At 66.2% G+C, this 15,246-nt stretch carries 12 protein-coding genes; 2 read left to right on the top strand and 10 right to left on the bottom strand.

Translation table 11 applies throughout. The features are described from left to right. Positions 1 to 11: 11 nt before the first annotated feature. Entirely contained in the window at positions 12 to 947 is a 936-nt protein-coding gene (locus IV113_RS04860; RefSeq protein ID WP_291081423.1) for a DMT family transporter, read from the bottom strand. A 125-nt stretch (positions 948 to 1,072) separates the two neighbouring features. Between IV113_RS04860 and IV113_RS04855 the strand changes: the two genes are divergently transcribed. Next, positions 1,073 to 2,068, top strand: coding sequence for a quinone oxidoreductase (locus IV113_RS04855; RefSeq protein ID WP_291081421.1), 996 nt, complete (start codon positions 1,073 to 1,075; stop codon positions 2,066 to 2,068). A gap of 289 nt (positions 2,069 to 2,357) precedes the next feature. Here the strand turns inward: IV113_RS04855 and IV113_RS04850 are convergent, their stop codons facing one another. From IV113_RS04850 to IV113_RS04830, 5 genes are all read right to left on the bottom strand, one after another. Beyond that, positions 2,358 to 3,506 carry an aminotransferase class V-fold PLP-dependent enzyme gene (locus IV113_RS04850; RefSeq protein ID WP_291081419.1) on the bottom strand — a complete coding sequence of 383 codons (1,149 nt, stop codon included), beginning with the start codon at positions 3,504 to 3,506 and terminating at the stop codon, positions 2,358 to 2,360. A 92-nt stretch (positions 3,507 to 3,598) separates the two neighbouring features. Continuing rightward, the gene (locus IV113_RS04845; RefSeq protein WP_291081417.1) at positions 3,599 to 5,260 is read right to left on the bottom strand and encodes a Na/Pi cotransporter family protein; all 1,662 of its coding nucleotides are present in this window, start codon (positions 5,258 to 5,260) and stop codon (positions 3,599 to 3,601) included. Positions 5,261 to 5,330: 70 nt separating this feature from the next. Further along, positions 5,331 to 5,840: a signal peptidase II gene (gene lspA, locus IV113_RS04840; protein WP_291081415.1), complete on the bottom strand. Its 510-nt coding sequence runs from the start codon at positions 5,838 to 5,840 to the stop codon at positions 5,331 to 5,333. Continuing rightward, positions 5,840 to 8,707, bottom strand: coding sequence for an isoleucine--tRNA ligase (ileS, locus tag IV113_RS04835; RefSeq protein ID WP_291081413.1), 2,868 nt, complete (start codon positions 8,705 to 8,707; stop codon positions 5,840 to 5,842). The genes lspA and ileS overlap by 1 nt, the downstream gene beginning before the upstream one ends. A 119-nt stretch (positions 8,708 to 8,826) precedes the next feature. Continuing rightward, complete coding sequence (locus IV113_RS04830) at positions 8,827 to 9,906, bottom strand: bifunctional riboflavin kinase/FAD synthetase (RefSeq protein ID WP_291081411.1); 1,080 nt, start codon at positions 9,904 to 9,906, stop codon at positions 8,827 to 8,829. 190 nt (positions 9,907 to 10,096) lie between these two features. Between IV113_RS04830 and IV113_RS04825 the strand changes: the two genes are divergently transcribed. After that, a complete protein-coding gene (locus tag IV113_RS04825) occupies positions 10,097 to 10,654 on the top strand; it encodes an HNH endonuclease (RefSeq protein WP_291081409.1) in 558 nt (185 codons plus the stop codon). A 14-nt stretch (positions 10,655 to 10,668) separates the two neighbouring features. Here the strand turns inward: IV113_RS04825 and IV113_RS04820 are convergent, their stop codons facing one another. The 4 genes from IV113_RS04820 to IV113_RS04805 form a co-directional block, all read right to left on the bottom strand. Beyond that, positions 10,669 to 12,045, bottom strand: a complete 1,377-nt coding sequence (locus IV113_RS04820) for an alpha/beta fold hydrolase (RefSeq protein ID WP_291081407.1) — start codon at positions 12,043 to 12,045, stop codon at positions 10,669 to 10,671. A gap of 75 nt (positions 12,046 to 12,120) precedes the next feature. Beyond that, a complete protein-coding gene (locus IV113_RS04815; RefSeq protein ID WP_291081405.1) occupies positions 12,121 to 13,236 on the bottom strand; it encodes an acyl-CoA dehydrogenase family protein in 1,116 nt (371 codons plus the stop codon). An 11-nt stretch (positions 13,237 to 13,247) separates the two neighbouring features. Further along, positions 13,248 to 14,429 (bottom strand): acyl-CoA dehydrogenase family protein, encoded by a 1,182-nt coding sequence (locus IV113_RS04810; RefSeq protein ID WP_291081403.1) that lies wholly within the window; start codon positions 14,427 to 14,429, stop codon positions 13,248 to 13,250. Positions 14,430 to 14,508: 79 nt separating this feature from the next. Beyond that, the gene (locus IV113_RS04805) at positions 14,509 to 15,219 is read right to left on the bottom strand and encodes a YceH family protein (protein WP_291081400.1); all 711 of its coding nucleotides are present in this window, start codon (positions 15,217 to 15,219) and stop codon (positions 14,509 to 14,511) included. Positions 15,220 to 15,246 lie beyond the last annotated feature (27 nt).

Raw genomic sequence — 15,246 nt, 5'->3', positions numbered from 1 at the left:
CGCGAGCAGCCTCAGTTTCTGGAGGCCACGAGAATCCCGCCGACGATCAGCACGAAACCGGCCAGATGGTAGGGCTGCGGCGGCTCGCGCAGGAGCGTGGCCGAGAGCAGCGCCGCGAACAGCGGCGTGAGGTTGGAGAAGATGCCGGCGGTGGCCGGACCGACGCGGGCCACGGCCGCGCCCCAACTGCGGTAGGCCAGCAGCGAGGGCCCCACCGCCACGTACACCAGCCCCGCCACCAGCGGCCAACCCCACTGGATGGCTTCGCGGCCCTCCGGCAGGGGCGGCAGGGTGAGCCACTCACCCGCGGTGAACGCCGCTGACCAGAGCAGGCCGAACACCACCTGAGCCAGCAGGAAGGCTGCCCAGTCGGCTTTGATGGCCGAGGGTTCGTCGACCGGTGGGCGCGCCAGCAGCCAGCTGTACCAGGCCCAGGCCAGGGCAGCCAGCAGCACCAGCAGATCACCCGGCACCAGTTGCACCGACAGCAGACCACCCAGATCGCCGCGTGCGATCACAACTGCCACGCCGCAGAGCGACATGAAGGCGCCCATGGCCGCGCGCCGGGAGATGGGCACGCCGAAGAACACGCGCCCCATGATCAGCATCCACACCGGAATGCTCGACGCCACCAGCGTCACATTGAGCGGCGTGGAGGTCTTGAGCGCCATGTACTGCAACGAGTTGTACATGCCCACGCCCAGCAGACCCAGCAGGGCAAAGCGTCGCCAGTGCCGCCACAGCCCGCTGCCCGGGCGCAGCACCCAACCCGCCAGCGGCAACAGCATCACCAGTGCCAGCGCCCAGCGCAGGAAGTTGAGGGTGACTGGTGGCACCACGCCCTGCATCATCCGGCCCACCACGGCGTTGCCCGCCCACATGAGTGGTGGAATCACCAGCAGGGCGATGGTGGCGGGTGTGAGGCGTTGGGTGGGTGCAACTGACATCGGCTGGACTGTAGCAACCTGTGCATGTCCGGTCGGTTGATGGGGACGATGGACAGTCGCTCCGGCGATCCGTTGCATTCGTGGCAGCATCCAAGGGCACTGTTTCAACAACGAGGAGACCCTCCATGAGCACACAAGAATCCCGCGCTGTCCGCATCCATGCCGCCGGTGGCCCCGAGCAACTCGTCATCGACACCGTGAGCGTGGGCGACCCTGGCCCGGGTCAGGTGCGCATCCGCCACCACGCCATCGGCCTGAACTTCATCGACGTTTATCAGCGCAGCGGCCTCTATCCGTTTCCCATGCCGCTGTCGCTGGGCATGGAGGGCGCCGGTGTGATCGAAGCGGTGGGCGAGGGCGTGACCCACCTCAAGGCCGGTGACCGCGCGGCCTACGCGGCCAACCCGCCGGGCAGCTATTGCGACGTGCGCGTGATGCCGGCCATGAACGTGTGCCAGTTGCCCGAGGCGATCGATTTCGAGACCGGCGCTGCCATGATGCTCAAGGGCCTCACCGCGCAGTACCTGCTCAAGCGTTGCCGCCCGGTCGAAGGGCTGGAGCCGGGCGACTTCGTGCTGTTCCACGCCGCAGCCGGTGGCGTGGGCCTGATCGCCTGCCAGTGGGCCAAGGCGCTGGGCCTGCAACTCATCGGCACGGCGGGTTCAGACGAAAAATGCAAGCTGGCCCTGGAACACGGCGCGAGCCACGCCATCAACTACCGCACCGAGGACTTTGCCGCACGGGTGAAGGAGATCACCAACGGCCAGGGCGTGAAGGTGGTGTACGACTCGGTCGGCAAGGACACGTTTGACAAGTCGCTCGACTGCCTGCGGCCCTTCGGCCTGATGGCGAGCTTTGGCAATGCCTCCGGCCCGGTGGCGCCTTTTTCGCCGGGCATCCTCGGCCCCAAGGGTTCGCTGTACGTGACGCGCCAGACCCTGTTCACGCACATCACCAGCCGCGAGCGCACGCAAGCGATGGCCGACGATTTGTTCGCGGTGGTCGAAGGCAACCAGGTGAAGATCCGCATCGATCAGCGGTTTCCGCTGACCGAGGTGCGCAAGGCGCATGAGAGTCTTGAGGCGCGTGCTACTACTGGTTGCACGATTTTGTTGCCCTGAGTTTTGTGCCTACGGGTTTGGTTGCCTGGGACCACAGGGCGATCGACTCCGCGAATGTCCCCCAGCGGCCTTTGGCCGCTTCCTCCTTGATTTCGCTGCGTCGGTCACCCTGTGGTCCCAGGCCGCAAGCACCAATGCAGTCCTAAGTTCAAACGCCCACACCTCATTGATCGGGGCGTGATGGTGTTCTGCGCAGCGAAATCAAGGAGGAGGCGGCCTCAGGCCGCCGGAGGACATTCGCGGAGCAGAGCGCCGTCACGCCCCGATCCCGCGAGGTCAATGCACGCGATCAAGCAGGCTGCGCCTGCCGAGGCGCCACCTCAGCCAACGCCCGCTCCAGGTGCTGCAGCGTGGCCGGCACATCGTGCCACTTGTCCAGCCCGAAGAGGCCGATGCGAAAGGTCTTGAACTCCGGACCTTCATCGCATTGCAACGGCACACCCGACGCCGTCTGCAGGCCGGCAGCGAGAAACTTCTTGCTCGACTGGATCTCCGGATCCGTGGTGTAGCTCACCACCACGCCCGGCGCCTGAAAACCGCTGACCGCCACGCTGGGGAAACCATGGCGCTCCAGCAGTGCGCGCACCTGCGAACCGAGGGCGATCTGCTCCTGGCGCACACGTTCATAGCCATAGGCTTCGGTCTCAACCATCGTCTCGCGCAACCGCGTCAGCGCGTCGGTGGGCAGGGTGGTGTGGTACGCGTGGCCGCCACCTTCGTAGGTTTCCATGATCTGCAGCCACTTCTTCAGATCCATGGCAAAGGTGGTGCTCTGCGTGGCGTCGATGGCGGTGCGGGCGCGCTCGCTGAGCATCACCATGGCGCAGCAGGGCGAGCTGCTCCAGCCTTTCTGTGGCGCCGAGATCAGGATGTCCACGCCGGTGGTTTTCATGTCGACCCACATGGCGCCGGAGGCAATGCAGTCCAACACGAACAGGCCACCCACCGCGTGCACCGCATCGGCCACGGCCTTCAGGTAGTCGTCGGGCAGGATCATGCCGGCGGCGGTTTCCACGTGCGGTGCGAACACCAGCGCAGGCTTCTCGCTCGCGATGGTCGCCACCACCTCTTCAATCGGTGCCGGAGTCCAGGCAGCCTGCGCGCCCGCGCCGGCGCGCCGGGCCTTCATCACCGTGTGGCTGGCGGGGATGCTTCCCATGTCGAAGATCTGCGTCCAGCGGTAGCTGAACCAGCCGTTGCGGATGACGAGCACCTGTTTGCCGTGGGCAAACTGCCGCGCCACCGACTCCATGCCGAAGGTGCCGCTGCCGGGCACCAGCACCGCCGAGTGCGCGCCGTACACACGCTTGAGCATGGCCGAGATGTCGGTCATCACGCCCTGAAAGCGTTTGGACATGTGGTTGAGCGCACGATCGGTGTAGACCACCGAAAACTCGAGCAGGCCGTCGGGGTCGATGTGGGGCAGCAGTCCGGGCATGTTGTTGTCTCCTGGGCGGGTCGCGGAACGGAGGGTCAGCGTAGCACAGCACCTGCGATTTCGCAGCCGCGCGGCCCAAGGCCCGGACGCCGTCAGAGGCGGCTGACGTCTGCCGAGGGTGGCTCGCGAAGCCGGCTGGGAGCGAGCACGCCCGCACTGTCGAGGATGGGGTAGGCGATCGAGCAGATGTGCGAGTTGATGCGCTTCAAGTCGCTGATCAGGTCCAGGTGCAGCGCACTGGTGTCCATGCTCTGCTGGCTCAGGCCCGAGAGGCGGTCGAGGTGGGTGGCGGCGTACTCGCGCTCCATGTCGCGAAAGCGCACCTTCTCTTCGAGCAACCGCTGTGCGTCGCGCACGTTTCCGTTGAGGAACACGCTCATGCCCAGGCGCAGGTTGTCCAGCAGGCGGGCGTGCAGTTCGGTGATCTCGGCCATGCCGGCTTCGGAGAAGTTGCGCCCCTTGCGGATCTTCTTGTCCTCGATGTCCAGCAGCACGCGCTCGACCGTGTCGCCGATCTGCTCCATGTTGATGGTGAAGCTGATGATGTCGGTCCAGCGCCGGCTTTCGGCCTCGCTGAGCTGCTGGCGTGAGATCTTGGTGAGGTAGTACTTGATGGCCGAGTACAGGCTGTCGACCGAGTCGTCGAGCTTGCGCAAGTCGTGCGAGAGCTTGGCGTCGTTGGTCTTGATCACGGTGACCACGCCCCGCAGCATGGTCTCGACGATGTCGGCCTGGTGCATGGCCTCGCGCGCGGCGCAGGAGATGGCCAGCGAGGGTGTGGCCAAGGCCGAGGGATCGAGGTGGTTGGGCCGGTCCAGCGGGCTCTTGTCCGCCTTCAGCGGCAGCACGCGCTCCACCAGCCTCGCCACGGGCCGGGTGAGTCCGATGAACACCGCGCCCACCATCAGGTTGAAGCTCAGGTGGAACAGCACGGTGAGGGTGGCCGGATCCTGCACCAGTGGCTGCATGAAACGCACCCACGCGGGAATGAGCCAGATGGCGATGCCCACGCCGAACACCTTGAAGAGCAGATTGCCCAGCGGCACCTGGCGCGTGCTGATACCGGACTTGGCGGTGGTGATCACGGCGAGCATGCCGCTGCCCAGGTTGGCGCCCAGCACGATGCCCAGCGCCACATCGAGCCCCACCACCTGCAACGCGAGCGAGGAGGCCAGCAGCACCACGGCCAAGCTGGAATAGGCCACCACCGCGAGTGCCGCACCGAGCAGGATCTCGAGCAGGCGGTCGCTGGTGAGGGACTCCAGCATCAACTGCACCGCGGGGTTTTGCGTGAGCACGCTGGTGGCGCCGGAGATCAGGCGCAGGGCCAGCAGCATCAGGCCCAGGCCGATGAGCACGCGTCCGAGATCTCCGGTGGGTGTGCCTTGACGCGAGATGAACAGCGTGACACCCAGGAAGATGAACAGTGGCGACAACCACGACAGGTCAAAGGAGAACACCACCGCCATCAGGCTGGTGCCGATGTCCGCGCCCAGCATCACGGCCAGCGCGGCGGGCAGGGCGATCAGGCCGCGGCCAACGAAGGAGGCGGTGATGAGAGCGGTGGCGGTGCTGGACTGCACCAGGGCCGTGACGCCCAGACCCGAGAGGGCTGCCGTGAAGCGGTTGCCCATGCTCGCGGCCAGGATCTGGCGCAGGTTGCTGCCGAAGACGCGCAGCACGCCGTTGCGCACCAGGTGCGTGCCCCAGACGAGAAGGGCGATGGCCGCCAGAAGATCCAACAGATGTTTCATTGACGAGGAAACTATACGCCCGGGCGCCGCGGCTCTCGGGCGGCACGGCTACCCGGGGTGAGCGTCCGGTTCAACGGTTGCGCCGCACGCGAAGGATTTCGTCGAGGATCAGCGCCATGGCGCCCACCGTGATGGCCATGTCGGCGATGTTGAAGGCCGGGAAGTGGCCGCCCGGGAACAGGCCACTGAGCAAGTCCCAGTGGAAGTCCAGCCAGTCCACCACATAGCCGTGCAGCAAGCGGTCCACCACGTTGCCGATGGCGCCGCCCAGAATGCAGGCCAGTGCGAGCGCAAACAGCTTCTGGCCCGGGTGCGATCGCAGCATCCACACGATGAACACGGCCGCAGCCGCACCCACCGCGGTGAAGAACCAGCGTTGCCATCCGCCCGCATCGGCCAGGAACGAGAAAGCGGCACCCGTGTTGTGCACGCGCACGACATTGAAGAAGCTGGTGATGTAGGTGCTCTCGCCCAACTGGTAGTTGGCCAGGATCAGCATCTTGGTCACCTGGTCGGCCACCACGAGCAAGGCGGCCAGACCCAGCCAGGGCCAGATGCCCTGCGTACTGAACTTGCTCATCAGGCCACCGAGCGCGCTTCGCCCGCGCCGAACAGGTTGCTGACGCAGCGGCCGCACAGCGTGGCGTGGGCCATGTCCACGCCCACGTCGTCGCGGTAGTGCCAGCAGCGCTCGCACTTGGCGGCGGTGGCCGGAATCACGTCGACCCGGGCGTCGCCTTCCAGCAATTCGACCTGCGAGACGATCAGCACGAACTTGAGGTCGTCGCCGAGCGAGGTCAGCAAGGCATGGTCATCGGCCGGCACGGTGAGCTGGACCGTGGCTTGCAGGGACGAACCCACGCCGCCGGCGGTGCGCACCGTCTCGATCTCCTTGTTCACTGTCTCGCGCACCGCGCGGATGCGCGACCACTTCGCCAGCAGCGTTTCATCGGCAGCGGGCAGCTTGGCAAAGGTCTCGAAGAAGATCGAGCCTTGGTTCTGCGCGCCGGCCAGCACCGGCCAGGCTTCTTCGGCCGTGAAGCTGAGGAAGGGCGCCATCCAGCGCAACATGGCGTGGGTGATCTGGTGCAGCGCGGTCTGGGCGCTGCGCCGTGCCGGGCTGCCCGGCGCGGTGGTGTAGAGCCGGTCCTTGAGCACGTCGAGGTAGAACGCGCCCAGGTCTTCAGAGCAATACACCTGCAGCTTGGCCACCACCGGGTGGAACTCGTACACCTCATAGTGCGACAGCACCTCGGCCTGGAACTGCGCGGCGCGCGCCAGGGCGTAGCGGTCGATCTCCAGCATCTGATCGAAGGGCACGGCGTCGGTGGCGGGGTCGAAGTCGCTCACGTTGGCGAGCAGGAAGCGCAGGGTGTTGCGGATGCGGCGGTAGGCGTCGGTCACGCGCGCGATCACCTTCTTGTCCATCGGCGGGTCGCCCGAGTAGTCGGTGGACGCGACCCAGAGCCGCGCGATTTCAGCGCCCGGCTCCTTGGCAAAGGTCTCGATCTCGATCACGTTGCCCAGGGACTTGCTCATCTTGCGGCCCTGGCCGTCGACGTTGAAGCCGTGCGTCAGGATGCCGCGGTAGGGCGCGCGGTCGTAGAGCGCGCAGCCCAGCAGCAGCGAGCTGTGGAACCAGCCGCGGTGCTGGTCGTGGCCCTCAAGGTACAGGTCGGCCTCGGGGCCGTTGTCGTGGTACGGCAAGCGGTCGTAGGCTTTGGCGTGGCTGCCGCGCAGCACGTGCTGGAAGGTCGAGCCCGAATCGAACCACACCTCGAGGATGTCGGTGCTCTTGGTGTAGTGCGGTGCGTCCGCGGCGCCCAGGATGTCCTCGGCCGTCACGCGGCTCCAGGCCTCGATGCCACCCTTTTCCACGATGTCCGCGGCCTGGTCGAGGATTTCCATCGTGCGCGGGTGCAGCTCGCCACTGTCCTTGTGCAGGAAGAACGGGATGGGCACGCCCCAGCTGCGTTGGCGCGAGATGCACCAGTCGGGCCGGTTGGCGATCATGTCGTGCAGGCGCGCCTTGCCGTTGGACGGGAAAAATTTCGTCTGCTCGATGGCATCCAGCGCGGTCTGGCGCAGCGTGCGCGGCGCCTTGTCTTTCGTGAACACGCCCTCGCCCTCGTCCATGCGCACGAACCACTGCGCCGCGGCGCGGTAGATCACCGGCGTCTTGTGACGCCAGCAGTGGGGGTAGCTGTGGGTGATGGTTTGCGTGGCCAGCAGGCGGCCGGCGCTCTTCAGCGTCTCGAGGATGACCGGCACGGCCTTCCAGATGTGCAGGCCGCCGAACAGGGGGAAGTCGGCCGCGTAGGCACCGTTGCCCTGCACGGGGTTGAGGATGTCGTCCACCGACAGGCCGTGGGCGGCGCAGGAGTTGAAATCGTCCAGGCCGTAGGCGGGCGAGGAGTGCACGAGGCCGGTGCCGTCGGCGTCACTCACGTACTCGGCCAAGTAGACCGGTGAGAGTCGGCGATAGCCGGTGTCCACATCGAACAGCGGGTGGCGGAAGTTCAGGCCGCCCAGCGCCTTGCCCGAAGCGGTGGCCAGCACCGTGCCCGTGAGGCCGAAACGCTCCAGGCATTTGTCGACCAGGGTCTCTGCCAGCACCAGGCAGCCCAGCGGCGTGTCCACCAGGGCGTAGGTGAAGTCCGGGTGGGCGTTGAGCGCCTGGTTGGCGGGGATGGTCCAGGCGGTGGTGGTCCAGATGACGGCGAACGCGGTCTTGCCCGCAGGCAGCGCGCTCAGGCCGAAGGCGGTGGCCAGCTTCGAGGCGTCGTCGGTCTCGAAGGCCACGTCCAGTGTTTCGCTCTTCTTGTCGGCGTATTCGATCTCGAACTCGGCCAGCGATGAGCCGCAGTCGAAGCACCAGTACACCGGCTTCAAGCCGCGGTAGACGAAACCGCGTTCGATCACGCGCTTGAAGGCGCGGACCTCGCCGGCCTCGTTGGCCGGGTCCATGGTGCGGTAGGGGCGCTCCCAGTCGCCCAGCACGCCCAGGCGGCGGAAGTCCTCGCGCTGCTGGTCGATCTGCCCGGTGGCGAAGGCGCGGCTCTTGGCCTGCATCTCGTCACGGCCGAGGTTGCGGCCGTGCAGCTTCTCGATCGCGTTCTCGATCGGCAGACCGTGGCAGTCCCAGCCCGGGATGTACTGCGCGTCGAACCCGGCCAGCTGGCGGCTCTTGACGATCATGTCCTTGAGGATCTTGTTGAGCGCATGGCCGATGTGCAGCTTGCCGTTGGCGTAAGGTGGGCCATCGTGCAGCACGAACAGCGGCGCGCCGGCGCGCGCCACGCGCAGGCGTTGGTACAGGCCTTCCTCGCTCCAGGCCTTGACCCAGCCCGGCTCGCGCTTGGGCAGGTCGCCGCGCATGGGGAAGGGCGTGTCAGGCAGGTTCAGGGTGCTGCGGTAATCGGTGGCAGCGGAGGTGGATTCAGACATGGCGAGGATTCCGTGGTGGCTTCGACAAGCTCAGCCCGAACGGGGGAATGAGAGGGGACTGGAAGAGACACCGTTCGCCCTGAGCCTGTCGAAGGGCAGCGACCGGATAGACGCGAGGTCTAAATTCGGTCGCGCGTGGTCTGGCGGTGTGTTTGGGTGTGCAACGAGGCGAAGAACGCACGTGCGTCGTCACAGTCGCGTGCGATGCCCTGGGTCAGGGCGTCCAGACTGTCGTATTTCAGCTCGTCATGCAGTTTGTGCAGCAGTTCCACGCGGACGATTTTACCGTAGGCCTCCCCGTCGGGCAGGCTGGCGGCTAGAGCCCCGGGCCAGTCGAGGCAATGGGTTTCGAGCAGCACCCGCCCGCCGTTCACGTCATCGGGGTCAAGCGAAGGACGCACGCCGAGGTTGGCCACGCCGGGCAGGGGTGGTGAATCGGCATGGGGGCCGAGACCGTGCACCAGCACCGCGAAGATGCCACTGGCCGCGGGTTTCCAGTGGGAAAACCGCAAGTTGAGGGTGCGAAATCCGTCGCCCCGGCCGGGGCTGCTCTCGGCGAGCTGGCGGCCGAGCTTGCGTCCGTGCACCACGTGGCCGCTGACGCTGTAGGGCCGGCCGAGCAGCGCTGCGACGTCGTCCATGCGGCCATCTGCCAGGGCTTGGCGCACAGCTGAGCTGGACACGCGCAGGCCGTGTACCTCGTAGCTTTGCATGCGCGCCACATCAAAGCCCAGCCGGTTGCCGGCGGTATCCAGCATGGCGTAGTCGCCAACGCGTTTGGCGCCAAAGCGGAAGTCGTCGCCCACCAGCACGTACTTCACGCCCAGCGAGCCGACCAGGATGTCGTCAATGAAGGCCTGCGGTGTCTGTGTAGCGAGTCTGGCATTGAAGGGCAGCACCACGCACTGGTCGACACCACAGCGTTCGAGTTCCTGCAGCTTGTCGCGCAGCGTGGCGATGCGGGCGGGGGCGAGCTCGGGTTGGTGGTGGAGGGCAGCGAAGTAGTCCCGTGGATGTGGCTCGAAGGTCATCACGCAGCTGGGCACGCCTCGGTGCTTTGCCTCGTTGTTGAGCAACGCCAGCATGGCCTGGTGGCCACGGTGCACGCCGTCGAAATTGCCGATGGTGAGTGCGCAGTCGCTGGGAACCGCATCGTTTGTGGTGGAGCGGCGGCTGCGCAAGCCGCGAAAGATTTTCATGCCGGGTCGGAGGGGTGTGGGGCCGCGGTCAGCCTGGCTGCAGGGGGGAATGTGGCTGCGTGACGGGCTGCGTCATCAAAGCGCGCTATATTGACACACGACGATACACGTTCGCAGGTCAGACCTGCGGGCGATGTTGAGCCTCCCCAGGCCTGTTTTCCGTTGATGCCAATGCACAAAGGAGTCCGTCTTGAAGGTCTTGAAACTCTCAGCCCAGGGCTTGCCACAGTCGTGGATCAGCCTTGAAGAAGCCGTGCTGCACTACGCTGCGGACGAAGTGCGCTGGGAGATGGGGGCCGAGATCGCGGTGTTTCATGGTGGACACAACGCGATCACCGGACGCCAGTCCATCATCAACGTCAACTCCATCATCGGCACCCAGGGCGTGCCGCGCATCAACCCGTTCGACCTGCGTCCCACGCTGACCAACAGCAAGCTGTTTGCGCGCGACCGCAATGTGTGTGCCTACTGCGGTGAACATTTCGTCGAGGAAGAATTGACCCGCGAGCACATTGTGCCGCTGGGGCAGAACGGGCGCGACCTGTGGATGAACGTGGTGACGGCCTGCCGCTCGTGCAACCACCGCAAGGGCAACCGCACGCCCGAGCAGGCGCACATGGGGCTGCTCTACGCGCCCTACGTGCCCAGCCTGTGGGAAGACTTCATCCTGCGCAACCGCCGCATTCTGGCGGACCAGATGGAGTTCCTGATGTCGCACCTGCCCAAGAGCTCGCGCCTGCACGCCTGAAGTCCGAGGCGGCTTCAGTTTGTCAATTCGAGGATGACGAGGCGGTTGTCGGCCGCCGGCCAGCTGCGTCCGACGATCCTCTCGCCGTTGAACTCCGCCGACATCGCGCGAACACCGTCTTCCATCAGCTTGATCTTTGAGCTCGACACGCCGGCACCGTTGGGCGGCACGCCGGGCAGCGCCTTGCCGTCAAAAGCCATCTTGTCGCGCTCCGCATCGAAGTAGCCACGCGGCCGTGTGAAGGTGACGGTGGACTTGGCGTCCTTGTCGGCGGCAACGGTCCGCTCGGCGCGCAGGTGAATCAGCTCGCTGGAGCGCGGGAAGGGGCTGCGGTAGATGTGCGTGGTGGCGTAGCCCGGCGCGCTGATCACGAATTCGTAGGGCACGCCGACCTGTGCGGTGAACGGACCCCAGAGACCATCTGGTCCCACGGTCTTGCCGTGCACGGCGGCGCCCTTGCGCTCGCCGGTGGCGGGGTCGGTGGCGTACACGGCGAGCTGCGCGCCCGGCAGGGGCAGGTTGTTCGCGTAGCTGCCGCTGGCCGGGTCGGTGGGCGCCAGGCCGAGGCCGGTGACCTTGCCGTTGAGCACCACCGGGGCTTGCATGACCACGTTCAAGGTCTTGGGTCCCTGGCCGGTGATGAAGCGGTAGGTGGTGTCGAAGGCGGCGGGCGAAAACGAGGTCTCGCGGTGGTCCACGCGCGGCAGCACGGCGTTGGTCGCACCCTTGAGCGCCGGGCCGTCGAACGTCACGTTGGTCGGCGTTCCCTTGGCACCGATCCACAGACCGTCGGGTTGGGCGAACTTGTCGTTGTTGTCCGATCGGATGGTCATCCACTTCACCGGGCCGGTCACCTCGTCGCCCGCAGCGTTTTTGGGCGCATTCAGGCCTGTGAGGAAAGGCCCGGTGCCCGAGAACTCGTTGGCTTCACGAAAGCCTTTGGTGGCCCACACGCCGTGGTTGGGCGTGCCACCCAGCACCGCGTGGCTCACGGTCTTGTCGCCGCCGCCGTTCTGGATGTAGTTGCGCACCGCATTGCCGCCGCGCGAGTTGGCCACCAGAACCACATGCTTCGCGCCGGTGGCCTTCAGCACCTTGTCGACCTCGGCCTTGAGGTAGGCCATGTGCTCGGCGGTGGAGGTGCGTCCGGGCTGGGCTTTGCCGTCCTCGTCGCGCGCCAGCGGGTAGGGCAGGTCGATGGCGTGCAGGCGCTCGCGCGGCCAGCCGTTGGACTCGAAGCGCCACACCGTGCTCTGCCAGATGGAGGCGGAGTCGCCATTGCCGTGCACGAAGACGATGGGGGGCTGGCTGGCGCCTTGCGGCCCGGTGGCGCAGGCGCCCAGCAGCAGGCTGCTGACGGCCAGCGCAAAGAGGTGGCGGCGGGTGGTCATGCGTGTCTCCTGATTGTTCTTGGGATGGCGAAAACAAAACGGCCCGCAGGGAGCGGGCCGTTGGGGTGAGGATGATCAGGCGAACACGCCAGCCGTGTCCTGCATCCGGCTGGACACCTCGCCCAGGTGGTGCAAGGTGTCGCCGAAGGTCATTTCCATCTGGGTGAGCTTCTTGAAGTAGTGGCTCACGATGTACTCGTCGGTCACCCCGATGCCACCATGCAGCTGCACCGCCTGCTGGCCCACGAAGCGCATGGACGTGCCGAGTTGCACCTTGGCGCGCGCCATGGCCGCGCGGCGCTCGGCTGCCGGTGCGTTGAGCTTGAGACTGGCGTAGTAGCTCATGGAGCGCATGAGTTCCAGCTGCATCTTCATGTCGGCGACGCGGTGGCGCAGCGCCTGGAAGGTGGCAATCGCCACGCCGAACTGCTTGCGCGTGTTCATGTACTCAACCGTGATGGCCAGGGTCTTGTCCATCACGCCCACGGCTTCGGCGCAGGTGGCCGCGATGCCGATGTCCACGCCGTGCTCCAGAGCGGTCAGGCCATCGGAGGTGATGAGCTGGGCCGGCGCGTCCTTGAGCGTCACGTCACCGGCGCGTCCGCCGTCTTGCGTGTGGTGGCCGCTGGTGCTCACGCCCGAGGCGGAGCGCTCCACGAGGAACAGCGCCAGTTTGCCCGCGGCCATGGCGGGCACGACGAAGGCATCGGCCTGGTCGGCGGCGGGCACCACGTTCTTGGCGCCGGAGATCGTCCACCCGCTGCCGGCCTGGGTGGCGGTGGTGGCGCACACGTCGAGCTTGTAGCGGGCCTTGCGCTCCTGGTGCGCGAGCACCACCAGCGCTTCACCCGAAGCCATGCGTGGAAGCCAGGCGGCCTTCAGTTCGGTCGAGGCATAGCCGCCGAGCACGCCTGAGGTGACCAGGGTCTGGGCAAGTGGTTCGAGCACGATGCCGCGGCCCAGCTCTTCCATCACCACCATGCCCTCGATGGGGCCCATGCCCATGCCGCCGTCGTCCTCGCTCACGTAGAGGCTGGCCAGCCCGAGCTCGGCGAGTTCGCCATAGACCGAACGGTCAAAGCCGCCCGCGGCCACGATGCCGGTGCGGCGCTCGAAGGTGTAAGCCTTGTCGACCCATTTGCGCACCGCGTCGCGCAGTTGTTCCTGGTCGTCACTGAAATCGAAGTCCATCTGTTTTCTCCTCAGCCCAGAACCGTCTGCGCGACGATGTTGCGTTGCACTTCATTGCTGCCACCGTAGATGGTGGTCTTGCGCAGGTTGAAGTAGGTCGATGCGAGCGGCGCGTTGTTGCTGACGCCACCGGGGAAGTTGCCTTGCCAGCCGGCTTCCATGGCCTCTTCGATGAATGGCAGGCTGTAGGGGCCGGCCGCGAGCATCATGAGTTCGCTGTAGCGCTGCTGGATCTCGCTGCCCTTGATCTTGAGCAGGCCGGCGATGTCGAGCGAGTTCTTGCCCGATTTCTCGGCCGAGAGCACGCGCAGGACCAGCATTTCCAGCGCCACCACGTCGACTTCGAGCAGCGCGATCTGGTCGCGGAAGCGGGTGTCGTCCCACACGCCTTCGGCCTTGGCGATGCGCTTCAGGCGCTCGAGCTCGCGCTTGGCGCGGTTCACGTCGGCGATGTTGGTGCGCTCGTGGCTGAGCAGGTGCTTGGCGTAGGTCCAGCCCTTGTTCTCTTCGCCAATCAGGTTTTCCGCCGGCACTTCCACGTTGTCGAACCAGACTTCGTTGACCTCACTCTCGCCATCGAGCAGCTTGATGGGGCGCACCGAGACGCCCGGCGACTTCATGTCGATCAGCAGGAAGGAGATGCCGGTCTGCGGCTTGCCCTCGTTGCTGGTGCGCACCAGGCAGAAGATCCATTCGCCGTACTGGCCCAGCGTGGTCCAGGTCTTCTGGCCGTTGACGATGTACTTGTCACCTTGGCGCTCGGCGCGGCATTTCACCGAGGCGAGGTCCGATCCGGAGCCGGGTTCGCTGTAGCCCTGGCTCCACCACACCTCGCCACTGGCAATGCCGGGCAGAAAACGCTCCTGCTGCGCCTTGTTGCCAAAGGTCATGATCACAGGCGCCACCATCACCGGGCCGAACGGGATCACGCGCGGCGCGCCGGCCAGGGCGCATTCTTCTTCGAACAGGTGTTTCTGCACCGCGTTCCAGCCCGGGCCACCGAACTCCTTGGGCCAGCCCCAGCCGAGCCAGCCCTTCTTGCCGAGGATCTTGGCCCAGCGCTGCATGTCGTCGCGCGTCAGGCGCAGGGCGTTGTGAACCTTGTGGGCGATCTCGGCGGGCAGGTTGGTCTTGACCCAGCCGCGGATCTCCTCGCGAAACGCCTGTTCTTCGGGCGTGAATGCCAAATCCATGGGATGTCTCCTGGTGGCCGCCACAGGGTGTGTGCCGGCAAATTGAACAACGCCGGCCAGTTTCGCACGACCGTTCGTTTTATGGCTGTCCGGGCTGCGACAAGCCGAGCTGTTCGTTCAGATTCTGGAGTTGGTCTTGCAGGGCTGCCACGGTGTTTTCCAGTGTGGCCAGTCGGCGGGTGAGGGCGATCAACTCGTCTTCGGTGGCCGCGCTGTTGCTGGTGTTTGAGCTTTGAGCCAGCAGGGAGGCGTCCACCGGCCCACACAGCAGATGGGCCCAGCGCTGCTCGCGCGCACCGGGTGCCCGCGGCAGCTTGACCACCAGAGCGCCACCTTTCTCGTCGCTGCGGTCCTGCAGTTCTTCCAGGAAGGCGTCGACCGAGGCGATGTCGAGAAACTTGTACCAGCGCTCGGTGTTCAGGCGCAGTTCACCGGCGGTTTGCGGTCCGCGCAGCACCAGCGTCCCCAGCAGCACGGCCGATTGCTCGGGCACGGCCACGGCGCGCATGAAGTTGTGTTCGTAGCGCGTCACGCGGCTGCCGCTGCTCTCCAGCACCAGGTGCAGGGCGCGCAAGGCGTCCAGCGCTTCGAGCACGGCGGCGTCGGTCAGGTTCATCACCGGCTCGCGGCTGGACTTCTGGTTGCAACCCGACACCAGCGTGTTGAGCGTGAGCGGATAGCTGTCGGGCACGGTGCGCGCCTTCTCCATGAGCGTGCCGAGCACGCGGCATTCGGCCGTGGAGAGCGGGCGCTGGGTGAAATCGTGGCCGCGCGGGCGGCTGGGAGCCATGGGGGTGGGGTCTTGGGTCATTACACT

Source organism: Hydrogenophaga sp. (assembly GCF_018780385.1).
Classification (GTDB): domain Bacteria; phylum Pseudomonadota; class Gammaproteobacteria; order Burkholderiales; family Burkholderiaceae_C; genus Hydrogenophaga.
Note: the sequence above shows the minus strand (reverse complement) of the source record. Positions and strands in the feature narration are given on the sequence as shown.